The sequence below is a fragment of the Curtobacterium sp. VKM Ac-2865 genome (assembly GCF_015350905.1).
Lineage (GTDB): Bacteria > Actinomycetota > Actinomycetes > Actinomycetales > Microbacteriaceae > Curtobacterium.
On the sequence record NZ_JADKRZ010000003.1, the window covers coordinates 341064 to 364369 of the forward strand.

The 23306-nt window shown below is 71.1% G+C and carries 24 protein-coding genes; 21 read left to right on the top strand and 3 right to left on the bottom strand.

The genetic code is table 11. The features are described 5' to 3' along the window. Nucleotides 1–10: 10 nt before the first annotated feature. Entirely contained in the window at nt 11–460 is a 450-nt protein-coding gene (locus tag ITJ54_RS10390) for a tetratricopeptide repeat protein (protein WP_194627989.1), read from the top strand. A gap of 24 nt (nt 461–484) precedes the next feature. Here ITJ54_RS10390 and ITJ54_RS10395 read toward each other — a convergent pair whose 3' ends face one another. Next, on the bottom strand, nt 485–1408 hold the full coding sequence (locus tag ITJ54_RS10395) for a TIGR01777 family oxidoreductase (protein WP_228509083.1): 924 nt from the start codon (nt 1406–1408) through the stop codon (nt 485–487). A gap of 106 nt (nt 1409–1514) precedes the next feature. On the opposite strand from ITJ54_RS10395, the gene ITJ54_RS10400 reads away from it, so the two are divergent. The 14 genes from ITJ54_RS10400 to dapF all read left to right on the top strand — a co-directional run bounded on the left by ITJ54_RS10400 (nt 1515) and on the right by dapF (nt 16279). Beyond that, nucleotides 1515–2345: a thymidylate synthase gene (locus tag ITJ54_RS10400; protein WP_323741679.1), complete on the top strand. Its 831-nt coding sequence runs from the start codon at nt 1515–1517 to the stop codon at nt 2343–2345. 35 nt (nt 2346–2380) lie between these two features. After that, the gene (locus ITJ54_RS10405; RefSeq protein WP_267237999.1) at nt 2381–2851 is read left to right on the top strand and encodes a dihydrofolate reductase; all 471 of its coding nucleotides are present in this window, start codon (nt 2381–2383) and stop codon (nt 2849–2851) included. A gap of 57 nt (nt 2852–2908) precedes the next feature. Continuing rightward, on the top strand, nt 2909–3886 hold the full coding sequence (dapA, locus tag ITJ54_RS10410) for a 4-hydroxy-tetrahydrodipicolinate synthase (RefSeq protein ID WP_194627993.1): 978 nt from the start codon (nt 2909–2911) through the stop codon (nt 3884–3886). Nucleotides 3887–3932: 46 nt separating this feature from the next. Beyond that, entirely contained in the window at nt 3933–5609 is a 1677-nt protein-coding gene (locus tag ITJ54_RS10415) for a ribonuclease J (protein ID WP_194627994.1), read from the top strand. 184 nt (nt 5610–5793) lie between these two features. Beyond that, nucleotides 5794–8688 (top strand): FtsK/SpoIIIE family DNA translocase, encoded by a 2895-nt coding sequence (locus ITJ54_RS10420; RefSeq protein WP_194627995.1) that lies wholly within the window; start codon nt 5794–5796, stop codon nt 8686–8688. A gap of 5 nt (nt 8689–8693) precedes the next feature. Further along, on the top strand, nt 8694–9329 hold the full coding sequence (pgsA, locus tag ITJ54_RS10425; RefSeq protein ID WP_194627996.1) for a CDP-diacylglycerol--glycerol-3-phosphate 3-phosphatidyltransferase: 636 nt from the start codon (nt 8694–8696) through the stop codon (nt 9327–9329). Further along, the gene (locus tag ITJ54_RS10430) at nt 9326–9826 is read left to right on the top strand and encodes a nicotinamide-nucleotide amidohydrolase family protein (RefSeq protein ID WP_323741680.1); all 501 of its coding nucleotides are present in this window, start codon (nt 9326–9328) and stop codon (nt 9824–9826) included. Before pgsA ends, ITJ54_RS10430 begins: the two co-directional genes overlap by 4 nt. Nucleotides 9827–9978: 152 nt before the next feature. Continuing rightward, nucleotides 9979–10287 carry a helix-turn-helix domain-containing protein gene (locus tag ITJ54_RS10435; protein ID WP_071270824.1) on the top strand — a complete coding sequence of 103 codons (309 nt, stop codon included), beginning with the start codon at nt 9979–9981 and terminating at the stop codon, nt 10285–10287. A gap of 80 nt (nt 10288–10367) precedes the next feature. Further along, on the top strand, nt 10368–10592 hold the full coding sequence (locus tag ITJ54_RS10440; RefSeq protein WP_194627997.1) for a DUF3046 domain-containing protein: 225 nt from the start codon (nt 10368–10370) through the stop codon (nt 10590–10592). A gap of 259 nt (nt 10593–10851) precedes the next feature. Further along, a complete protein-coding gene (gene recA / locus ITJ54_RS10445; protein WP_071270830.1) occupies nt 10852–11916 on the top strand; it encodes a recombinase RecA in 1065 nt (354 codons plus the stop codon). Continuing rightward, nucleotides 11913–12923 (top strand): regulatory protein RecX, encoded by a 1011-nt coding sequence (locus tag ITJ54_RS18320; protein ID WP_194627998.1) that lies wholly within the window; start codon nt 11913–11915, stop codon nt 12921–12923. Before recA ends, ITJ54_RS18320 begins: the two co-directional genes overlap by 4 nt. Nucleotides 12924–12973: 50 nt before the next feature. Then, on the top strand, nt 12974–14467 hold the full coding sequence (gene miaB / locus ITJ54_RS10455) for a tRNA (N6-isopentenyl adenosine(37)-C2)-methylthiotransferase MiaB (RefSeq protein ID WP_194627999.1): 1494 nt from the start codon (nt 12974–12976) through the stop codon (nt 14465–14467). After that, nucleotides 14454–15392 (top strand): tRNA (adenosine(37)-N6)-dimethylallyltransferase MiaA, encoded by a 939-nt coding sequence (gene miaA, locus ITJ54_RS10460; RefSeq protein ID WP_194628001.1) that lies wholly within the window; start codon nt 14454–14456, stop codon nt 15390–15392. The genes miaB and miaA overlap by 14 nt, the downstream gene beginning before the upstream one ends. Then, nucleotides 15389–16279, top strand: a complete 891-nt coding sequence (dapF, locus tag ITJ54_RS10465) for a diaminopimelate epimerase (protein WP_194628003.1) — start codon at nt 15389–15391, stop codon at nt 16277–16279. Before miaA ends, dapF begins: the two co-directional genes overlap by 4 nt. Before the next feature lie 192 nt (nt 16280–16471). On the opposite strand, the gene ITJ54_RS10470 is transcribed toward dapF, so the two are convergent. Next, nucleotides 16472–17086, bottom strand: a complete 615-nt coding sequence (locus ITJ54_RS10470; protein WP_194628005.1) for a class I SAM-dependent methyltransferase — start codon at nt 17084–17086, stop codon at nt 16472–16474. 61 nt (nt 17087–17147) lie between these two features. Here ITJ54_RS10470 and hflX point away from each other — a divergent pair, with 61 nt between their 5' ends. Next, nucleotides 17148–18671, top strand: coding sequence for a GTPase HflX (hflX, locus tag ITJ54_RS10475; RefSeq protein WP_194628007.1), 1524 nt, complete (start codon nt 17148–17150; stop codon nt 18669–18671). A 90-nt stretch (nt 18672–18761) separates the two neighbouring features. Here the strand turns inward: hflX and lexA are convergent, their stop codons facing one another. Beyond that, a complete protein-coding gene (gene lexA / locus ITJ54_RS10480) occupies nt 18762–19406 on the bottom strand; it encodes a transcriptional repressor LexA (protein ID WP_194628009.1) in 645 nt (214 codons plus the stop codon). 238 nt (nt 19407–19644) lie between these two features. On the opposite strand from lexA, the gene ITJ54_RS10485 reads away from it, so the two are divergent. The 5 genes from ITJ54_RS10485 (at nt 19645) to priA (ending at nt 23305) form a co-directional block, all read left to right on the top strand. Next, entirely contained in the window at nt 19645–20037 is a 393-nt protein-coding gene (locus ITJ54_RS10485) for a LysM peptidoglycan-binding domain-containing protein (protein ID WP_228509085.1), read from the top strand. Between the two features lie 51 nt (nt 20038–20088). Beyond that, a complete protein-coding gene (locus tag ITJ54_RS10490; RefSeq protein ID WP_194628011.1) occupies nt 20089–21195 on the top strand; it encodes a histidinol-phosphate transaminase in 1107 nt (368 codons plus the stop codon). Further along, the gene (gene hisB, locus ITJ54_RS10495) at nt 21192–21794 is read left to right on the top strand and encodes an imidazoleglycerol-phosphate dehydratase HisB (RefSeq protein ID WP_194628013.1); all 603 of its coding nucleotides are present in this window, start codon (nt 21192–21194) and stop codon (nt 21792–21794) included. The genes ITJ54_RS10490 and hisB overlap by 4 nt, the downstream gene beginning before the upstream one ends. Continuing rightward, nucleotides 21791–22423, top strand: a complete 633-nt coding sequence (hisH, locus tag ITJ54_RS10500; RefSeq protein ID WP_194628015.1) for an imidazole glycerol phosphate synthase subunit HisH — start codon at nt 21791–21793, stop codon at nt 22421–22423. Before hisB ends, hisH begins: the two co-directional genes overlap by 4 nt. Nucleotides 22424–22558: 135 nt before the next feature. Then, nucleotides 22559–23305 carry a bifunctional 1-(5-phosphoribosyl)-5-((5-phosphoribosylamino)methylideneamino)imidazole-4-carboxamide isomerase/phosphoribosylanthranilate isomerase PriA gene (gene priA, locus ITJ54_RS10505; protein WP_071270858.1) on the top strand — a complete coding sequence of 249 codons (747 nt, stop codon included), beginning with the start codon at nt 22559–22561 and terminating at the stop codon, nt 23303–23305. The last annotated feature ends 1 nt before the right edge of the window (nt 23306 follow it).

A 23306-nucleotide genomic window follows, 5' to 3' on the forward strand; every position in this document is an offset into this window, starting at 1 on the left:
GGCGCCGCTGATGCGTCTCCGTTCGCCGTTCTGGGGCGCTGCCCTGATGGCCCTGCTGCTCGCGCTCTACATCGTGCTCGTCGGGCAGCGGGCCGTGGCGTTCATCGCGACCGGTCTGCCGATCGGCATCGCGATCGGGGTCGCCCTCGCCGTGTTCGCGGTGATCGGGGCGCTCCTGCTCGTCCTGGAGTTCCGGTTCGGCCTGCGGATCACCCGGCTCGGCGCCCGGCTCGAACGCGAGCACGGCACGCCCGCCGACGTCGTGCCCCTCCGACCGTCCGGGCGCCCCGACCGCGCCGCTGCGGACGAGCTGTTCCCGCGGTACAAGGCCGAGGTCGAGGCGACACCGGACGACTGGCGTGCGTGGTTCCGCCTGGGGGTCGTGTACGACGCGGCGGGGGACCGGAAGCGTGCGCGGGCGGCGATGCGGACCGCGCTCGCACACGCCGGGCGGGCCTGAGCCCGTCCACGTGCCCCGCACGCCTCAGAACGCGGCGTCGACCGCGATCTCGGCCTGCGTGAACCGGAACACGTAGCCCGACTCCAGCAGCTTCGTCGGCACCATCCGCTGGCTCGACAGGAGCATCTCGTCGGCTGCGTCCCGCAACACCGCCCGCAGCGCGAACTCCGGCAGGCGGAACACGTACGGTCGGTGCAGGTCCTCCGCGACGCGCTTGGTGATGCGCTCGGCGACGGCGGGCTCCGGTCCGGCGAGGTTCACCGGACCGCGGACCTCGGACGCCGACGCGGCCGTCGCGAGGTGCACGATCGCGCCCACCTCGTCCTCGAGCGCGATCCACGGCCAGAACTGGCCGCCGGTGCCGAGGCGGCTGCCCAGGCCGAAGCGGGTCAGCGGGATGAGCGGCGCGAGTGCACCGCCGCCCTGGCCGACGACGATGCCGGTGCGGAGCATGACCACCCGGACGCCCTCGGGCGCCTCCGCCGCAGCGGCTTCCCACGCGGTGCAGACGTCCGCGAGGAACCCGCTGCCGGGAGCGTCGTCGTCCTGCAGCACGTCGGTGGGTCGGTCGCCGTAGACACCCGACGCGGACCCGGACAGGAACAGGCGCGGCGGCGTCGTCGCATGGCGCATGGCCTCGACCAGCGTCGTCGTGGCGTCGACGCGGGAGCGCTCGATCTCCCGCTTGTAGGCGTCCGTCCAGGGGAGCTTGCCGATGTTCGCGCCGGCGAGGTTGACCACCACGTCCGCGCCGTCGAGGACGGCGGGATCGAGCGGCCGCTCGCCCGGCGCCCACCGGAACTCCGTGGGGGTGCGTGGTTCGCGCCGGACCAGGGTCGACACGTGGTGACCGGCCTCGCGCAGGGCGCGGACCAGAGGGGTCCCGATGAAGCCGGACGCGCCGGCCACCAGGATCGAGAGCGGCTGTTCCGCCATGTGGGCCTCCATGGCAGCCACGGTACTCAGCAGCCTGGAGGCTCGGCACGCGTCCGGCCTTCGTCTCGCGCGTGTGGGTGGTCGCGCGGGTGTGGGTGGTCGCGCTTACGATCATCTGGTGACCGACACCGCGACCGTCCTGCCCGACGCCTCCGTCTCGACCCCGTACGAGGACCTGCTGCGGCGCGTGCTGGAAGAAGGGTCCCCCAAGGGCGACCGCACCGGCACGGGAACGCGCAGCGTCTTCGGCGCGCAGCTCCGCTACGACCTGTCGGAGGGCTTCCCGCTCGTCACGACCAAGCGCGTGCACTTCAAGTCGATCGCGTACGAGCTCCTCTGGTTCCTGCGCGGCGACGGCAACGCCACCTGGCTGCAGGAGCACGGCGTCCGCATCTGGAACGAGTGGGCCGGCGCCGACGGCGACCTGGGCCCGGTCTACGGCGTGCAGTGGCGCTCGTGGCCGACGCCGTCCGGTGAGCACGTCGACCAGATCGCCCAGGTGATCGAGCAGATCAAGGCCAACCCGGACTCCCGCCGGCTCATCGTGTCCGCGTGGAACGTCGCGGACATCCCGGACATGGCCCTGGCGCCCTGCCACGCGTTCTTCCAGTTCTACGTCAACGACGGCAAGCTCTCGTGCCAGCTGTACCAGCGGAGCGCGGACATGTTCCTCGGCGTGCCGTTCAACATCGCCTCGTACGCCCTGCTCACGCACATGATCGCCGCGCAGACCGGGCTCCAGGTGGGGGACTTCGTCTGGACCGGCGGCGACTGCCACATCTACGACAACCACGTCGAGCAGGTCCGCGAGCAGCTGTCCCGGACCGCGTACGCGCCCCCGACGCTCGAGCTCGCCCCGCGGGACTCGATCGACGACTACCGGTACGAGGACTTCTCCGTCGTCGGCTACCACCACCACCCGGCGATCTCCGGCGCGGTCGCGGTCTGATGGCGGCGTGGTCCGAGCCCGTCCGGGGGATCGGCATGGTGTGGGCACGGTCCGTGGGCGGCGTCATCGGCGCCGACGGCGGGATGCCCTGGCACGTGCCGGAGGACCTCGCGCACTTCCGCCAGGTGACCGGTTCGTCGACCGTCGTGATGGGCCGCCGGACGTGGGATTCGCTGCCTGAGCGCTTCCGTCCGCTGCCCGGCCGCCGGAACGTGGTGCTCACCCGCGACGCCGCGTGGCGGGCCGAGGGTGCCGTCGTGGTGCACGACCTCGCGACGGCGCTCGACACCGACGAGCCCGTGTGGGTCATCGGCGGCGGTCAGGTGTACGCAGCAGCCCTGCCCTTCGCCGACCGGGTGTCGGAGACCGTGATCGACGTCGAGGTCGACGGCGACACCGTCGTGCCTGTGCTCGCGGACGGCTGGGACCTCGTCGACGGCGGCCCGTGGCAGGAGTCGCGCGCGGGCCTGCGCTTCCGGTTCCTCGAGTGGTGCCGCCGAGCCTGAGGTCCACCGTCTGTCCGGACGGCGGTCTCGACGAGCATCCCCGGTACGCTGGTGCCCGTGTCCACGCGTGAGAATCCCTTCGGCCAGGTCCTCGTCGCCCTCGTGACCCCGTTCACCGCCGACGGCGAAGTCGACTGGCCGGGTGTCGAGCGGCACATCGACGACTGCATCACCGCCGGCGCCGACGGCATCGTCGTGACCGGCACCACCGGCGAGACCTCCACGCTCACCGACCCGGAGAAGCTCCGCCTGGTCGAGGTCGGGAAGTCCGTCGCGGCCGGTCGCGCGAAGATCATCACGGGCGGTGGCTCGAACGAGACCGCACACGCCATCCACCTGTACAAGCAGAGCGAGCGGGCCGGCGCCGACGGCGTGATGATCGTCACGCCGTACTACAACAAGCCGACCCAGGCGGGCGTGCTGACCCACTTCCGGATGATCGCGGACGCCACCGACCTGCCGGTGATCCTGTACGACATCCCCGGCCGCACGGGCATCCCGATCACCTACGACACCATCCTCCGGGCGTCGAAGCACCCGAACATCCTCGCCGTGAAGGACGCCAAGGGCGACTTCGCCGAGGTCTCCCGTGTGCTGAACAACACCGACCTGATGTACTTCTCCGGCGACGACACCAACGTCCTCCCGCACCTGTCCATCGGCGCCACCGGGCTCATCGGCGTGACCGCGAACATCACCAGCGCGCCGTACCGTGCGATCGTCGACGCCGTGAACGCCGGCGACCTGGCGACCGCCACGCGTGAGCACCAGCGCCTCGAGCCGCTCGTGCGCGCCGTGATGACGCACGTGCCCGGCACCGTCGCGGCCAAGTACATCCTGCACGGGCTCGGCCGCATCGGCAGCCCGCGCGTCCGTCTGCCGCTCGTCGGCCCCGAGGACTCCGAGGCGTACGCCATCGAGACCTCGCTCGAAGCCGTGCACGGGATCCCCGGCGCCGACTTCTCCAACTTCCGCCCGGACCGCAACGCGGCCGCCGGCGGTGCGCTTCCGAAGGTGCCAGGCACCACCCGTTGATCGACCGCGGCGCGCGGGTGCGCGCCGCCGAAGCAGTCAGGACCGAATGCCCACGCAAGTCTCCGAACCCCAGCCCCTCGAGCCGGGCACCCTCCGTGTGATCCCCGTCGGGGGACTCGGCGAGATCGGTCGCAACATGACCGTCTACGAGTACGAGGGCAAGCTCCTCGTCGTCGACGCCGGCGTGCTCTTCCCCGAGGAGCACCAGCCGGGCGTCGACCTGATCCTGCCGGACTTCTCGCCGATCCGGGACCGCCTCGACGACGTCCTCGGCGTCGTGCTGACGCACGGTCACGAGGACCACATCGGCGCCGTGCCGTACCTGCTGAAGCTGCGCGCGGACATCCCGCTCATCGGCTCGACGCTGACCCTCGCACTGGTCGAGGCCAAGCTCAAGGAACACCGGATCAAGCCGTACACGCTCGTCGTGGCCGAGGACCAGACCGAGCAGATGGGCCCGTTCCACCTCGAGTTCGTCGCGGTGAACCACTCCATCCCGGACGCCCTCGCCGTCGCGATCACGACCCCCGCCGGGCGTGTGCTGCACACGGGCGACTTCAAGATGGACCAGCTCCCGCTCGACGACCGGATCACCGACCTCCGCGCCTTCGCGCGGCTCGGCGAGGCCGGCGTCGACCTGTTCCTGCCGGACTCGACGAACGCCGACGTCCCCGGGTTCACCGCCCCCGAGCGCGACATCGGCCCGGTGCTGGAGAACATCATCATGCGGGCGCGCAAGAAGGTCGTCGTCGCGAGCTTCTCCTCGCACGTGCACCGCGTCCAGCAGGTCCTCGACGCCGCCGCCGCCGCGAACCGCAAGGTCGCGTTCATGGGCCGCTCGATGATCCGCAACATGACGATCGCCGCCGAGCTCGGCTACCTCCGGGTGCCGGAGAACGTGCTGATCGACACGAAGAAGGCCAAGAACGTCCCGGACGACCAGATCGTCTACATGTCGACGGGGTCGCAGGGCGAGCCGATGGCCGTGCTCGCCCGCATGGCGAACCTCGAGCACCAGATCGAGATCGGCGAGGGCGACACGATCATCCTGGCGTCGTCCCTGATCCCGGGCAACGAGAACGCCGTCTACCGCGTCATCGACGGGCTGACCAAGCTCGGCGCCAAGGTGGTGCACAAGGGCAACGCCAAGGTGCACGTCTCCGGGCACGCCTCGGCCGGTGAGCTCCTCTACTGCTACAACATCCTGCGTCCGCGCAACGTGCTGCCCGTCCACGGCGAGCACCGCCACCTCTACGCGAACGCCGACCTGGCGATCCAGACGGGCGTGCCGCCGCGCAACGTCATCCTCGGGCAGGACGGCATCGTCGTCGACCTCAAGGACGGCCTGGCCAGCGTCGTCGGTCAGCTCGACATCGGCTACGTCTACGTCGACGGCTCCACCGTGGGCGAGATCACCGACGCCGACCTCAAGGACCGCCGCGTCCTGGCCGAGGAGGGCTTCATCTCGATCGTCTGCGCGATCGACTTCGCCACCGGCCAGTGCGTGATCGGGCCGGAGATCTCCTCGCGCGGCTTCGCCGAGGACGAGTCCGTCTTCGACGACGTGCGCCCGCAGATCGCCCGCGCCCTCTCCGAGGCCGCCGCCAACGGCACGCGCGACCAGCACGCGTTCAGCCAGGTCGTCCGCCGCACGGTGGGTCGCTGGGTGAACACGAAGCACCGCCGTCGTCCGATGATCGTCCCGGTGATCATCGAGGCCTAGCCGGGCCGCAGTTCAGCTGGGCCCACGCCGCCGGTTCCGACGCGACGCGCCAGCGGCGGGGCGGCCGTGCCGGTGGGGAGAGGCTCGGTGCAGGTCCGTGACGGACCGGCACCGAGCCTCCTGGCCGTCCACAGCCGTGCGCGCCTCCCTCGGTTCGTCGTGGGGACCGGTTAGGGTTCTGCGCATGGCCGGAGGCACCAAGTCGACCACGCGCTCACGCGCGTCCACGTCGTCCCGCGGGAGTGGGGCGCGTGGTTCGTCGCGCACCCAGGCCACCACGAAGAAGCTGCCGCAGGCCACGCCGCCGGTCGAGTTCCACGGGCCGAACCCGCTGGTGACCGTCTGGATGGGCATGGCGCACGCCGTCGGGGCGATGTTCCGGCTGCTCGGCAAGGAGACCCTCGAGAAGGACCAGCGCCGCGACGGCTTCCCCTTCTTCCTGTTCGTGCTGGCGATCGTCGGCGCGGTCGTGGAGTGGCTCAACCCGACCAACGGGGTGTCCGTCGCGCTCGACGCCTACACGTTCGGCGGGCTGTTCGGGCGGCTGGCCTTCGCGCTGCCCGTGATCATGGTCGTGTTCGCCGGCTGGCTGTTCCGGCACCCGGCGTCCGTGCACGACAACACCCGCATCGGGATCGGCCTTGGGCTGCTGCTCGTCTCGATCTCCTCGCTCTGCCACGTGTTCGGCGGCCAGCCGAGCGCGTCCGACGGCATGCCGGTCCTCGCCGCGGCGGGCGGTGTCCTCGGCTGGGTCGTGATCGGCTGGCTCGTCGCCGTCGCCACTGCGTGGGTGGCGGTCCCGGTGGCCATCGTGCTGCTCCTGCTGTCGCTCTTCATCATCACGAAGACCCCGCCGAACAAGGTCGGGCGTCGCCTGCACGAGCTCTACGCCTACCTGTTCGGCGCACCGGCCCCCGCCGCCGAGGACCTCGACGACAGCCCGGCCGAGCCGACCAGGCCGACCCGGAAGCGTGCCACGAAGACGGACTCCCAGGGGCTGCAGCTGTTCGAGGACCTCGGCTTCGAGGACGACGAGCAGGCGGCAGAGGGCGCCGAGAACCAGACCCCGTGGTGGCGGCGGAACAAGACGGGTCGTGAAGAGGACCCGGCGTACGACACCCCCGTCATCCCGCCGGCCACTGCCGCTGCTCCGGCAGCCGCTCCGGCGCCGGTCCCGACGCCCGCACCGGTCCCCACCGTGGGCGCCGCTGCCGGTCTCGTCGACCTGACCCCGGCCGAACCCGTGTCGGTGAACCTCAACGACTCCGCGGAGCAGGACGTCGCCGCCGAGCTCGAGCGAGCCGAGCAGGCCCTGCGCGACTTCGGTGCCCCGGTGCCCGACGACGCCACCGCCGTGATCCGTCCGGCGCAGGACGTGCCCCTCGTGTCGCCCGCGCTCCCCGACGACGAACCAGCCGGAGCCGTCCTGCCGGCGACCGCGTCGGACGACGACCCCTCCCGCCCGTACCGACTGCCGGCGGCGACGACGCTGAGCTCCGGCACGCCGTCGGTCGCGCGCAGCCAGGCGAACGACGACATCGTCGCCTCGATCATGGGCGTGCTCACCGAGTTCAAGGTCGACGCCAGGGTCACGGGCTTCTCCCGCGGTCCGACGGTCACCCGGTACGAGATCGAGCTCGGCCCGGGCGTCAAGGTGGAGCGCGTCACGGCGCTGTCGAAGAACCTGTCGTACGCGGTCGCGTCGAACGAGGTCCGCATCCTCTCGCCGATCCCCGGCAAGAGCGCGATCGGCGTCGAGATCCCGAACTCGGACCGCGAGATCGTCTCCCTCGGTGACGTCCTCCGCTCGAGCGCGGCGACGAAGTCGAAGCACCCGATGACGATCGGTGTCGGCAAGGACGTCGAGGGCGGCTTCGTCGTCGCGAACCTCGCGAAGATGCCCCACCTGCTGGTCGCCGGCTCCACGGGCTCCGGCAAGTCGGTGTTCATCAACTCGATGATCACGTCGCTGCTCATGCGCGCGAAGCCGTCCGAGGTCCGCATGGTCCTCGTCGACCCCAAGCGCGTCGAGCTCTCGATCTACGCCGGTGTCCCGCACCTCATCACGCCCATCATCACGAACCCGAAGAAGGCGGCGGAAGCGCTGCAGTGGGTCGTGAAGGAGATGGACATGCGGTACGACGACCTGGCCTCGTTCGGGTTCCGCCACGTCGACGACTTCAACAAGGCGATCGAGAACGGCGAGATCATCCTGCCCGCGGGCAGCGAGCGGAAGCTCAAGCCGTACCCGTACCTGCTCGTCGTGGTGGACGAGCTCGCCGACCTCATGCTCGTCGCCCCGCGCGACGTCGAGGAGTCGATCGTCCGCATCACCCAGCTCGCACGTGCTGCCGGCATCCACCTGGTGCTCGCCACACAGCGTCCTTCGGTCGACGTCATCACCGGGCTGATCAAGGCCAACGTGCCGTCCCGGATCGCCTTCGCCGTGACGAGCGTCACCGACTCCCGCGTCATCCTCGACCAGCCGGGTGCCGACAAGCTCATCGGCCAGGGCGACGGGCTCTTCCTGCCGATGGGGTCGTCGAAGGCCGTCCGCGTGCAGGGTGCGTGGGTGCAGGAGAGCGAGGTCGCCGAGGTCGTCCAGCACGTCACCCGGCAGGCCCAGCCCGAGTACCGCCAGGACGTCGCCGCCGTGGTGGAGCGGAAGGAAGTCGACGCCGACATCGGGGACGACCTCGAGCTGCTGCTCGCCGCCGTCGAGCAGGTCGTCTCGACGCAGTTCGGTTCGACGTCGATGCTGCAGCGCAAGCTCCGCGTCGGCTTCGCGAAGGCCGGACGCCTGATGGACCTGATGGAGTCGCGCGACATCGTCGGCCCGTCGGAGGGCTCGAAGGCCCGCGACGTGCTCGTCACCGCCGACCAGCTGCCCTCGGTGCTGGCGAAGCTCCGCGGCGAGGAACCGCCAGCGGCTGCCGCTGCGGCCCCCGTGGCGCCGACGCCTGGTGACGACGGCGGAGACCGGTACAGCGCCGACCCGGTCGGCGACATGACCCGCGGGTACGATGCGGTGGACGACGAACCCGACGAGGACGCCTGGGGCCTCACGGGCAGGGAGTGAACACGATGACCACCTCCGACGGCACCACGACCAAGCGGTTCCCGTGGCGCGGACGACTGATCCGCAAGGGCCCGGGCCCCGCGTCCACCGCCAACGTGGCGAACATCATCACCGTCATCAGGATCCTGATGGCGCCGCTGTTCTTCGTCCTGCTCCTGTCGGACGGCGGCCACGACACCGGTGTGCGCATCTGGGCGGCCGTGGTCTTCGTCGTGGCGATCGTCACCGACAGCGCCGACGGCATCATCGCCCGGCGTCAGGGGCTCGTCACGGACTTCGGCAAGCTCGTCGACCCGATCGCAGACAAGGTGCTCATCGGCGGTGCGCTCGTGGCCCTGTCGATCCTCGGCGAGCTGCCCTGGTACGTGACCGTGCTGATCATGGTCCGCGAGATCGGGATCACCGTGTTCCGGTTCGCGGTGCTCTCCGACCGGGTCATCCCGGCCAGCCGCGGCGGGAAGATCAAGACCGTCCTGCAGGCCGTGGCGATCAGCCTGGCGCTGTTCCCGTGGTGGGACTTCGCCGGGGACGTCGCGCACTGGACGAACGGCATCCTGATGACGGCAGCGGTCGTCGCCACGGTGCTGAGCGGGCTGGACTACTTGTACCAGGCCTGGAAGCACAACCGGACCGCCGCGTGACGGACGCTGTCCGGATCGCGCCGTCGCTCGTCGCGGAACTGACAGTCCGCGGTGAGACGGTCGCCGTGGCGGAGTCGCTCACCGGCGGCCTCGTCGTCGCCGAACTCGTCGCGGTGCCGGGCGCGAGCGCGGTCGTCCGCGGTGGTGTCGTGGCCTACGCGACCCCGGTCAAGACGTCGGTGCTCGGGGTCTCCGCGGAGCTGCTGGCCGCCAACGGGGCCGTGGACCCAGAGGTCGCGCGGCAGATGGCCAGCGGGGTGCGCCATGCCCTGGCGGTCGACGGCGTCCCCGCCACGTGGGGGATCAGCACCACGGGCGTGGCCGGACCGGACCCGCAGGACGGCCAGCGCGTCGGCACGGTCTTCGTCGGGATCGCGTCCGAGGCGGGCGCCGAGGCCTTCGCGCTGCACCTCGACGGTGACCGGGAGGCAATCCGGACGGCCTCGGTCTCCGAACTCCTGACACGACTGTCCATCCGGCTCGAGACCGGGGAATGACCCGCGTTACCACCGGGTTACATCTCACGCAATCTCCAGCAGGACGGCAGCCCAGGTGGCTAGCATGCTGCAACCGGCAACGCGCAGTTGCTGAACCCGAACCGGTCATCCCGATCGGCCGGGCGCGGAGACGACAGAGAGGAGGAGTTCTCATGGTTCTCGTTCGTCAGGAAATCGGCGATGTCCTGCGGGACTTCCGCTTGCAGAAGGGCCGGACCCTCCGTCAGGTCGCGTCCAAGGCCAGCGTCGCACTCGGGTACCTCAGTGAGGTCGAGCGCGGACAGAAGGAAGCCAGTTCGGAGATCCTCGCATCCGTCGCGGACGCGCTGGACACCCCGATCTCGACCATCATGCGCGAGGTGGGAGACCGTCTCGCCGTCGTGGAGGGCCTGACCGCCGTCCCGGACACGCTCCCGGACGAGCTCGTCGCCGAGTTCGACAACGACCTCGCGGTGCGCTGAGTCGCACTGCCCTCCCGAACGCCCCCGCCGGTCCGCCGGCGGGGGCGTTCGTCGTCCGGGGCTCGGTCTACCCTGGACGGATGCGCGTGAGTGAGTTCTGGCGAGCCGTCGACCAGGTGTTCGGGGAGGCCTACGGGGCCGTCGTCGCGCGGGACGTCGTGCTCGAGGAACTCGGCGGTCGGTCTGCCGCAGACGCCATCGCCGCGGGGATCGACACCCGCAAGGTCTGGGACGCCCTCTGCGACTCGCAGGACGTCCCGCTCGACCGTCGCCACGGCAAGGGCCTGATCGACCCGCCGGACTGACGGCGACGGAGCCGAACACACGTTCGGCGTGTCGCTCGAACGCGTGTTCGACCGGTGGTAGCTTCCTCCACAGCGGCGTACCCGATGGATTCCCTCCACAGGCAGCGTGGTGACCGGCAGTGATGTCGGTGGCCCGCCCTAGGTTCGGAGTCATCGGGAACACCCGAAGCCTTGTCCGAGAACCCCTGGCCCTGCACCACCGGCCGCGGGGGATCGGACAGCCTACAGGCGGCAGACACCGAGCAGAAGGACCACCACCATGCCATCACCCGCAGACCGCGAGAAGTCCCTCGAGACCGCACTCGCGCAGATCGACCGGCAGTTCGGCAAGGGTGCTGTCATGCGCCTCGGCTCGGACGAGCGCGCGCCCGTCGCCACCATCCCGACCGGCTCCGTCGCCCTCGACGTCGCGCTGGGGATCGGTGGGCTGCCCCGTGGCCGCATCATCGAGATCTACGGCCCGGAGTCCTCCGGCAAGACGACGCTCACGATCCACGCGATCGCGAACGCCCAGCGCAACGGTGGCATCGCCGCCTTCATCGACGCCGAGCACGCGCTCGACCCCGAGTACGCCAAGGCCCTCGGTGTCGACATCGACGCCCTCCTGGTGTCGCAGCCGGACACCGCCGAGCAGGCCCTCGAGATCGCCGACATGCTCGTCCGCTCGGGCTCCATCGACCTGATCGTCATCGACTCCGTCGCGGCGCTCGTGCCCCGCGCTGAGATCGAGGGCGAGATGGGTGACTCGCACGTCGGTCTGCAGGCCCGCCTGATGTCGCAGGCGCTCCGCAAGCTCGCCGGTGGGCTCAACCAGACGCAGACGACGATGATCTTCATCAACCAGCTGCGCGAGAAGATCGGTGTGTTCTTCGGTTCCCCCGAGACCACCTCCGGCGGCAAGGCGCTCAAGTTCTACGCGTCGGTCCGTCTCGACATCCGTCGCATCGAGACCCTGAAGAGCGGCACGGACGCCGTCGGCAACCGCACGCGCGTCAAAGTCGTCAAGAACAAGATGGCGCCGCCCTTCAAGCAGGCCGAGTTCGACATCCTGTACGGCACGGGCATCTCCCGCGAGGGCTCGCTGCTCGACTTCGGTGTCGACCACAACATCGTCAAGAAGTCGGGTGCCTGGTACACCTACGACGGCGACCAGCTCGGGCAGGGCAAGGAGAACTCCCGGTCCTTCCTGATCCAGAACCCCGAGATCGCCGCTGACATCGAGGGCAAGATCCTCGCCAAGCTCGGCATCGGTGGGGCCAAGCCCGCCGCCGACGCCGCCCCGGTCGAGTCCATCGAGCCCAAGCTCGCACGCAAGGGCGCGTGACCAGCCGCAACGACGACGACGCAGACCTCGCACCGGTCACTGACCTGTTCGGTGCGAGGTCCCGTCGTCGCGCGGGGGCGTCCGGCACCCAGGACGACACGGCTCCGGTGTCGTCGGAGTCGGCACCTCCGTCGGAGTCGTCTCCTCTGTCCGAGTCGTCGCATGCGTCGCCGTCACGCCCGGCGTCATCGTCGTCCCGGATCGCTCCGGTCGCCGACATCTCCGGCATCGACCCCGCCGGTGCTCCCGTGCTCGACGACGGTGATGCCGACGTCGACGACACGATGGACGCCGACGCGGACAGCCCGGTGCCGATCGGGGGACCCCGCGGGCAGGCCACCTGGGTGTCGCCGGTCGTCGGGGACGGCTCCGGTCGTGCCGCCCGGGCCGAACAGTCCGGGTACGACGACGACGGTGCCGACGCGACGACCGCCTCGGTCTTCTCGATCAGCGGGGGCGAGGAGATCGACCCCGCTGACGCACCCCGTCCACTCGACGAGCAGCGCGCCGATGCCGAACGGCTCAGCATGCGTGCGCTCGGACGCAAGGGCGTGAGCGAGTCCGAGCTCCGGACGATGCTCCGGGGCAGCGACCTCGACCCCGACGTCGTGGAGCACGAGGTCGAACGGCTCACCCGGGTGGGGCTGCTCGACGACGTGGCGCTGGCCACCGACCTGGTGGACCGGTTGCACGACCGCAAGGGCCTCGGCCGGCAGGGCGTCGTCGCGGAACTCCGGCGCCGGGGCATCGGCGCCGAGGCGATCGACGCGGCGCTTGATGCCGCGACGGACGACGAGGACGACGAGTTCGTCCGGGCGATCGAACTCGCGCAGAAGCGGATCGGCCAGCTCCGCGGACTCGACCGCGCCACGGCAGAGCGACGACTCTCCGGGTTCCTCATGCGCAAGGGCTACAACGGCGGCGTGGTCCGGATCGCGGTCGAACGCGCGCTCGACGGCGGCGGTCCGAAGCCCGGTGGGCCCCGGGGCACCGTCCGGTTCGAGTAGCGACGGACGGCGGCCATGGTCGGGTGCCTGCGAATTACACTGTGACGACCATGGCCACCGTCGCAGCGCGCCCGCGCACCTACGAAGTCCGCACCTACGGGTGCCAGATGAACGTGCACGACTCGGAACGGCTCAGCGGGTCGCTGCAGGCCTCCGGGTACGTGGCCGCCGACGGCGAGCAGGCCGACGTCGTCGTGATCAACACCTGCGCGGTGCGTGAGAACGCCGACAAGCGGCTCTACGGCAACCTCGGGCTGCTCGCCGGCATCAAGCGCGAGCACCCCGGCATGCAGATCGCGGTCGGCGGGTGCCTGGCGCAGAAGGACAAGGCCGTCATCCTCGAGAAGGCGCCGTGGGTGGACGTCGTCTTCGGAACGCACAACATGGGCTCCTTGCCGACCATGCTCGAGCGGGCGCGGCACAACGGCGAGGCGCAGCTCGAGATCCTCGAGTCGCTCGACGTCTTCCCGTCGACGCTGCCGACCAAGCGCGAGTCGACGCACAGCGGCTGGGTGTCGATCTCCGTCGGCTGCAACAACACCTGCACGTTCTGCATCGTGCCGTCGCTCCGCGGCAAGGAGAAGGACCGTCGCCCCGGGGACGTCCTCGCGGAGGTCCAGGCCCTCGTCGACGACGGCGCGATCGAGGTCACGCTGCTCGGGCAGAACGTGAACTCCTACGGGGTCGAGTTCGGGGACCGCCAGGCGTTCGGCAAGCTCCTCCGTGCCACGGGGCAGATCGAGGGCCTCGAACGCGTGCGCTTCACGAGCCCGCACCCTGCGGCGTTCACCGACGACGTCATCGACGCGATGGCCGAGACGCCGAACGTGATGCCGCAGCTCCACATGCCGCTGCAGTCGGGGTCCGACCGGGTCCTCAAGGCCATGCGGCGCAGCTACCGCGGCGAGCGGTTCCTGGGGATCCTCGACCGGGTGCGCGCGGCGATGCCGCACGCGGCCATCTCGACCGACATCATCGTCGGCTTCCCCGGCGAGACCGAGGCGGACTTCGAGGACACGCTCCGCGTGGTCGAGGCGGCGCGCTTCGCGACGGCCTTCACGTTCCAGTACTCCATCCGCCCCGGCACGCCCGCGGCGACGATGGACGACCAGCTCCCGAAGGAGATCGTCCAGGCGCGCTACGAGCGGCTCGTGGCGCTGCAGGAGCGGATCACCGCCGAGGAGAACGCGAAGCAGGTCGGTCGCACGGTCGAGGTCCTCGTCGCGACGGGGGAGGGCAAGAAGGACGAGGCCACCCGACGGCTCTCCGGCCGCGCCGAGGACTCCCGTCTGGTGCACTTCGCCGTCCCGGCGGGTTCGGACATCCCCCGACCGGGCGACGTCGTCACGGTGGAGGTCACCCGGTCGGCGCCGCACTTCCTCATCGCCGACGGTGACGCACCCTTGCGCATCCGCCGTACCCGTGCCGGCGAGGCCTGGGACCGCGCCGCGGCCGAGTCCTGCGGCGTCCCCACGCCCGTGGCACCCGGCAGCGGACCGAAGCCCGTCTCGCTGGGCCTGCCGTCGCTCCGTGTCGGACGCTGAGACAACAGGGCGGCTGATCGCGGTCGTCGGGGCCACCGGGACGGGCAAGTCCGACCTCGCGATCGCGATCGCCGACCGGCACCGCGACCAGGGCCGTCCGGCCGAGATCGTCAACGCCGACGCGATGCAGTTCTACCGGGGGATGGACATCGGCACCGCGAAGGTGCCCGTCTCCGAGCGGCACGGCATCCCGCACCACCAGCTCGACGTGCTCGACGTCACGGACGAGGCCAGCGTCGCCGCCTACCAGCGCGACGCCCGGACGACGATCGCCCGCGTGCTGGACGACGGTGGCGTCGCCGTGCTCGTCGGCGGCAGCGGCCTGTACGTGTCCTCGGTGCTGCACGACCTCGACTTCCCGGGCACCGACCCGGAGCTCCGCCGTGCGCTCGAGCAGGAACACGAGGACCACGGGCCGGCCCCGCTGCTCGCCCGGCTGCGGGACCTCGACCCCGCGGCGGCCGCGACCATAGACGCCCGCAACCCGCGGCGGCTGATCCGCGCCGTCGAGATCGCGAGCCGGTCGGACCGCGTCACCACGAGCCTCCCGTCCGCGCCCCGCGCCTGGCGACCGGCCCGGGTGCTGCACCTGCGGCGTGACCGCGAGCAGCTCGTCGCCGCCCTCCACGCGCGCGCCGCCCGCATGTTCCAGGGCGGCCTGGTCGACGAGGTCGCCGCCCTGCGCGACCGCGGACTGGAACAGGGCCGGACCGCACGGGCGGCGATCGGCTACGCGCAGGCGCTCGACGTGCTCCGCGGTGACGCGACCGTCGAGGACGCGGTGGAGGCCACCGGCATCGCGACCAGGAAGTACGCGCGACGGCAGGTGTCGTGGTTCCGTCGGTACGCCGAGGCCGAGGAGCTCGACGTGACGGGGGCGGACCGGGACGGCCTGACGGCGGTGGCCCGTAGGATCGTGCCGTGACCGAGCTGCACTTCACCAAGGGCCAGGGGACCGGCAACGACTTCGTCCTGTTCGCCGACCCCGACGCCACCGTCGACCTGACGCCGGACCGGATCCGCGCGATCGCCGACCGGCGCTTCGGCGTCGGCGCGGACGGTGTCATCCGTGCGGTGCGCTCCGATGCGATCGCGGAGGGCCGGGCGGTCCTCGCGCAGGCCCCCGAGGCCACCTGGTTCATGGACTACCACAACGCCGACGGCACGGTCGCGGAGATGTGCGGCAACGGCATCCGGGTGTTCGCGCGGTACCTGACCGAGTCCGGGCTCGTCGACCTGCAGCCCGGTGAGACGCTGTCGGTCGGCAGCCGCAAGGGCGTCGTCGACGTCCAGCGGCAAGCGAACGGGTTCGCGGCGGACCTCGGGCGATGGGGCCTGGGGATCGAGGGCGGCGGTGCGGACGACGTGCTCGTGCGCGCGAAGAACCTCGACCGTGCCCGGCCCGGTCTCGGCATCGACGTGGGCAACCCCCACGTGGTCGTGGCCGTGGCGACCGAGGACGAGCTCGCCGACCTCGACCTGACCTTCATCCCCGTGCTCGACCCCGCGCCGGCCGCCGGGGCGAACGTCGAGTTCGTGCTGCCGGGCGAGCCCCTGGTGCAGGACGGCATCGGACAGATCACGATGCGGGTGCACGAGCGGGGCAGCGGCGAGACGCTGTCGTGCGGCACGGGTGCCGTGGCGGCTGCCCTGGCGACGCGGCACTGGGCGGGGTCGTCGGCACCGGACACCTGGCGCGTGCGGGTCCCCGGTGGGGTGCTGACCGTGCGGATGTTCGCGGCGGAGGACGGCGAGCACGTGTCGCTGGCCGGTCCTGCCGAGCTGGTGTTCTCGGGGGACCTGACGGTCTGACAGGCGGGCGGCCGGGCTGTCGGGCGTCGCACACGGTGCCGCCTGGTCCGCGTGGTGCGCGGTCCCGCACTCGGTGCGAGGCCGCCGTGGCGCACGGGGTGCACAAGCTCGCACCGGCTGAGCGATCACGCACGGTGCTGCCGCCCGCCCGAGCCGACGCGCGAGCCGCAGCCGCGCTGCTCCGCAGCCGCGCTACTCCGCCGTGCGCCGCACCCGCAGCACGCGGAACCCCTTGTCCGTCGTCGCCCGGGTGACCTCGTACGACGCCCCGAGTGCCTCGTGCAGCCACTTCTGCAGGGAGTCCCCGCCGAGGTCCTTCGAGACGACGAGCCAGGCGTCGCCCGAGACCTCGAGCCGGGGGAGCCAGGTCAGCAGGATCGCGTGGAGTTCGTCCTTGCCCACACGGATCGGCGGGTTCGACCAGATCGTGCGGAAGCGCAGGTCAGCAGGGACCTCGGACGGCAGCGCGATCGACACGTTCGATGCGCCGGCCGTCGCCGCGTTCTGCCGCGCGAGGTCCAGCACCCGCTCGTTGACGTCGACGCCCCACACCTGCGTGTCCGGAGAACGCAGGGCCATGGTGATCGCGATCGGCCCCCAGCCGCAGCCGACGTCGAGCAGGGCGCCGTCGGCAGCAGGAGCCGGCACCGCGTTCAGCAGCACCCGGGTGCCGCGGTCGAGCCCGTCCGGGCTGAAGACCCCGGCGGCGGTGGTCAGCGACAGCGAACGCCCCGCCAGCGTGACCTCGATCTGCCGCGGTCGCGCCTGGCTCTCCGGGGTGGCCGAGAAGTAGTGGTCGTTCGCCATGGAAGAACCGTACCGGGAACCCCGTGTGTCCCGAGGGCGCCGGAGGTACCCTGTGGACAGCATGACGGAACCCAACAACCCAGCTGAAGGCGACGGCGTCGTCGAGCGCGTGCTGCGCAACGCCGACTCGCGAGCCAGCTCGTCCATCTTCGCCCCGGCGCAGGCCATCCAGACCCGATCGGTCGACGACCACGGCTGGTCCGGTGACGGCGACCAGTACGACCGCGAGGACCGCGCGGCGCTGCGTCGCGTCGCGGGCCTCTCCACCGAGCTCGAGGACGTCACCGAGGTCGAGTACCGGCAACTCCGGCTCGAGCAGGTCGTCCTCATCGGCGTCTACTCGCAGGGCCACACCGCCGACGCCGAGAACTCCATGCGCGAGCTCGCCGCCCTCGCCGAGACCGCGGGCGCCGTCGTCCTCGACGGGCTCCTGCAGCGCCGGCCGAACCCCGACCCGTCGACGTACCTCGGCAAGGGCAAGGCCGAAGAGCTCGCGATGGTCGTCAAGGCCACCGGCGCCGACACCGTGATCGCCGACACCGAGCTCGCACCGTCGCAGCGCCGTGCGCTGGAGGACGTGGTCAAGGTCAAGGTCATCGACCGGACGGCCGTCATCCTCGACATCTTCAGTCAGCACGCATCCACCCGCGAGGGCAAGGCGCAGGTCGAGCTCGCGCAGCTCGAGTACCTGCTGCCGCGTCTCCGTGGTTGGGGTGAGTCGATGTCCCGGCAGGCCGGCGGACAGGTCTCCGGCGGTGCCGGCATGGGTTCCCGTGGTCCCGGTGAGACGAAGATGGAGCTCGACCGTCGGAAGATCCACACCCGGATGGCGAAGCTCCGTCGGCAGATCGCCGGGTTCACCCCGGCCCGCGAGGCCAAGCGCGCCGACCGCAACCGCAACGAGGTGCCGAGCGTCGCCATCGCCGGCTACACCAACGCCGGCAAGTCCTCGCTGCTGAACCGCCTGACCAGCGCGGGCGTGCTCGTGCAGAACCAGCTCTTCGCGACCCTCGACGCCACGGTCCGCCGGACCGAGAGCACCAAGGGCCGCGAGTTCACGTTCGTCGACACGGTCGGCTTCGTCCGCAACCTGCCGCACCAGCTCGTCGAGGCCTTCCGCTCCACGCTCGAAGAGGTCGGCGAGGCCGACGTCATCGTCCACGTGGTCGACGGGTCGCACCCGGACCCCGCGGCCCAGCTGGCGACGGTGCGCGAGGTCATCGGCGACGTCGGAGCGCGTGACATCCCCGAGATCGTCGCCTTCAACAAGGCCGACCTCATCGACGACACGCAGCGCATGGTGCTCGTCGGGCTCGCCCCGGACGCCGTGTTCGTCTCCGCGCGCACCGGCGAGGGCATCCCCGAGCTGCTGCGCGCGATCGAGGACCGGCTCCCCGAGCCCGACGTCGAGCTCACGGTCGTGGTGCCGTACGACCGCGGCGACCTGGTCTCGCACCTGCACGACGCGGGATCGGTCGAGTCCGTCGACTACGTCGAGAACGGCACGCGCCTGCGGGTCCGCGTCTTCCAGCGGCAGGTCTCCGAGCTCGACCCCTACGTGGTCGCGCCGGTCGCGTCCGTCTGACCCAGACCAGCCGAACGGCCAGGAGGCCCGACCTGCGTCCGCAGGGCGAGCCTCCTGGCCGTTCTGGGTTGCGTCCGGTGACCAGCGCGCTCAGAGTGAGCGGAGGACCGCCACGACCTTGCCGAGCACCGTGGCGGCGTCGCCGAGGATGGGCTCGAACGCGGTGTTGCGGGGGAGCAGCCACGTGTGGCCGTCCCGCTGCCGGAAGACCTTGACGGTCGCTTCCTCGTCGAGCATCGCGGCGACGATGTCGCCGTTCTCCGCGGTCTGCTGTGCACGGACGACGACCCAGTCGCCGTCGCAGATGGCGGCGTCGATCATCGACTCGCCGACGACCTTGAGCATGAAGAGGTCGCCCGTGCCGACGAGCTGTCGGGGCAGCGGGATGATCTCGTCCACGTGCTGCTCGGCGGTGATGGGGACACCGGCGGCGATGCGGCCGACCAGGGGCACGAGCGTGGTGGCGTCGACGTCCGGGCCGTCGACGTCGGGCGTGGGCTCGTCGACCAGGACCTCGAGCGCCCGCGGGCGGTTCGGGTCGCGACGGATCCAGCCGCCGAGTTCGAGCTGTCCGAGCTGGTGGGAGACGCTCGACAGCGAGGAGAGCCCCGCGGCGTCGCCGATCTCGCGCATGCTCGGCGGGTAGCCCCGGCTGGCGATCGACGCTCGGATCGCGTCGAGGATCGCCTGCTGCTTCGCCGTCAGCGGTTTCTGGACCCGCAGTTCGTCCGCCACGTCGTCTCGCCTTCTCGTCGGACCGTGGATGGCCGTCCCAGGAATGTCGGTGGTCCCCGTGAGACTTGTCCAAGTCAGTCGAAACAGTATCCGACCGCACTCTGCCGGACAAACACCTGTTCGAGCGTGTCGCACGAAAAAACGGCCCCGATCTGCCCCAGGGGACTTGTGCGTCGCACCGTTCGAACGTATGTTCGGTACAGGGCTTCGGTTCTCCCGAGCAGGAAGGCACAACGACATGAGCACCATCGGCGTCATCAACGGCAGCACGATCAGCGGCAGCGGCCTCGCTGGCATGCACGGCACGGTCGTTCGTTCACGGCTGCGCCTCACCCGTCGTGGGCGCATGGTCTTCACCACGCTGGCAGCGCTGCCGGTGCTGGTCGGTGTCGCGGTCTTCGCGTTGAACGGTGGGCAGGCCTCGGCCGGCAACACCTCCGCGGACGTGCACTTCCAGACCGTCACGGTCCAGCCGGGGGAGACCCTGTGGCAGCTGGCCGAAGAGACTGCCCCGAACGCCGACCCGCGTGACTTCGTGCAGGACGTCGTGAGCCTCAACGCGCTCGACGGCTCCGGCGTGCAGGCCGGCGAGCAGCTCGCGATCCCCGCGAAGTACGCCGACACGAAGTAGTCCGTCCAGACGGCCGGGCGCTGAGCCGCCCGACCGCTCTACGATGGATCGGTGGCATTCACGCTCGAAGACCTCCCGATCCGAGACGACCTCCGCGGTCAGAGCCCCTACGGCGCTCCGCAGAAGCACGTGCGCGTGCAGCTCAACGTCAACGAGAACACGCATCCCGTCCCGCAGGACGTCGCCGACGACATCGTCGAGTCGGTCCGCCGGGCGCTCGGCACGGTGAACCGCTACCCGGACCGGGAGTTCACCGAACTGCGTGAGTCCCTCGCCGGGTACCTCGGACACGGTCTCGACGCGGAGCAGATCTGGGCCGCGAACGGCTCGAACGAGGTCATCCAGCAGCTCATGCAGGCCTTCGGCGGTCCGGGCCGCTCGGTCCTCGGGTTCCCGCCCACCTACTCGATGCACTCGATCATCGCCTCGGGCACCGGCACACGCTGGATCCCCGCGGAACGGGACGCTGAGTTCCGGATCTCCCCGGAGACCGCGACGGCTGCCGTGCGCGAGCACCAGCCCGACATCGTCTTCCTGTGCGGGCCGAACAACCCCACCGGCACGCCCCTCGACCTCGCGACGATCGAGGCCGTCTACGACGCCACCGACGGCATCGTGATGGTGGACGAGGCCTACGCCGAGTTCATGCCGGTGGGACAGCCGACGGCGCTCACCCTGCTGCCCGGACGCGAGCGCCTCGTGGTCTCCCGCACCATGAGCAAGGCCTTCGCCTTCGCCGGAGCCCGCGTCGGGTACCTCGCGGCGCACCCGGCCGTGGTCGACGCCCTGCGCCTGGTGCGTCTGCCCTACCACCTGTCGGCGCTGACCCAGGCGGCAGCGGTGGCTGCGCTCCGGCACGCGCCCGAGATGCTCGCGATGGTCGACGACATCCGCGGGCAGCGGGACCGCATGGTGACCGAGCTGCGCGCGATGGGCTACACGCCGCACGAGACGTGGTCGAACTTCGTCCTGTTCGGCGGCGTGGCCGACCCGCAGGCTGCGTTCGAGTCGCTGCTCGACCAGGACGTCATCATCCGCGACCTCGGCATCCCGAACCACCTCCGGGTGAGCGCGGGGACGGCGGAGGAGACCACCGCGTTCCTGGACGCCATGCGCCGGGTCGCCGCCGAACAGCCGCCGGTTAGGGTTGGAGCATGACCGCCCGCACCGCCGAGATCACCCGTTCGACGAGCGAGTCGAGCGTGTCCCTGTCGCTCGACCTCGACGGCACCGGCACCTCCGACATCAGCACGAGCGTGCCGTTCTTCGACCACATGCTCACCGCGTTCAGCAAGCACTCGCTGATCGACCTGCGGGTGCGGTCCACCGGCGACACCGACATCGACGTGCACCACACGGTCGAGGACACCGGCATCGTGCTGGGCCAGGCGCTCAAGCAGGCCCTCGGCGACCGCGCCGGCATCGGCCGCTACGGCGACGCCCTCGTCCCGCTCGACGAGGCGCTCGCCCAGGCCGTCGTCGACGTGTCCGGTCGGCCGTACCTCGTGCACTCCGGGGAGCCCGAGGGCTTCGAGTTCCACCGCATCGGTGGCCACTTCACCGGGTCGATGGTGCGCCACGTGTTCGAGGCGATCACCGTCAACGCCGGCATCACCGTGCACGTCCGGGTGCTGGGCGGACGCGACCCCCACCACATCGCCGAAGCCGAGTTCAAGGCGTTCGCCCGGGCCATGCGCCGCGCGGTCGAGCTCGACCCGCGCGTCGACGGCATCCCCTCGACGAAGGGCGCACTGTGAGCGGCAAGAACGTCGTCGTCCTCGACTACGGCTCCGGCAACGTGCACTCCGCGGCGAAGGCCCTGGAGCGTGCCGGTGCGGACGTGACGCTGACCTCCGACAAGCGCGCGGCGCTCGAGGCCGACGGGCTCCTGGTCCCCGGCGTGGGCGCGTTCGGCGCGGTGATCGACCAGCTCGAGAGCGTGCAGGGCGGCGAGGTCGTCGACCACCGTCTCGCCGGTGGCCGCCCGGTCCTCGGGATCTGCGTGGGCATGCAGGTGCTGTTCTCGCGCGGGGTCGAGCGGGGCGCCGACGTCGAGGGCCTCGCGCAGTGGCCCGGCACCGTCGACCAGCTGCAGGCCGAGGTGCTGCCGCACATGGGCTGGAACACCGTCGACGCTCCCACCGACTCCGTGCTGTTCGACGGCCTGCACGACGAGCGGTTCTACTTCGTGCACTCGTTCGGCGTCACCGACTTCCCGCTCGAGGCCTACGGCCCGTTCCGTGCGCCCAAGCTCACCTGGGCAGAGCACGGGCAGCGCTTCATCGCCGCCGTGGAGAACGGCCCGCTCACCGCCACGCAGTTCCACCCCGAGAAGTCGGGGGAACCGGGCATCCGCCTGCTGCGCAACTGGGTCGACTCGCTCTGACCCGCGCCGCGGCGGCGGCGACGCTCGGGGCGGACCTGCGCCGAGCCTCCCGGCCGGTGCTGCGCGACCACGTGCCGGAGCCGCTCGCATCCTCCGACCGGCCCGAGATCCATCAACGACGAAACCGACAGGACCATGACCGAGCTGACCTCGACCCCGCCCCTCGTCCTGCTGCCCGCCGTCGACGTCGTCGACGGGCAGGCCGTCCGTCTGACCCAGGGCGAGGCCGGCAGTGAGACCGGCTACGGCGACCCGGTGGCCGCCGCCCGCACCTGGCGCGACCAGGGTGCGGAGTGGATCCACCTCGTCGACCTCGACGCCGCGTTCGGCCGTGGCGACAACCGCCGGGTGATCGCGAAGGCCATCCACGAGGTCGAGGGCGTGCAGGTCGAGCTGTCGGGCGGCATCCGCGACGACGCCTCGCTGCGGGCAGCGCTCGCGACCGGTGCCGCCCGGGTGAACCTCGGTACGGCTGCCCTGGAGAACCCGGAATGGGCTGCCCGCGTCATCGGTGAGTACGGCGACCAGGTCGCCGTCGGGCTCGACGTCCGTGGGACGACGCTGTCCGGCCGGGGCTGGACCAAGGAGGGCGGCGACCTGTGGGAGGTCCTCGACCGGTTGGAGGAGGCGGGCTGCGCGCGCTACGTCGTGACCGACGTCACGAAGGACGGCACCCTGCAGGGACCCAACCTCGAGCTGCTGCGCCAGGTGTGCGACCGGACCGACCAGCCCGTCGTGGCGTCCGGCGGCATCTCGACGCTCGACGACCTCGTCGCCCTGCGGGAGCTCGTGCCCCACGGCCTGGAGGGCGCGATCATCGGCAAGGCGCTCTACTCCGGCGCGTTCACGCTGCCCGCCGCGCTCGACATCGCCTCGGAGTAGT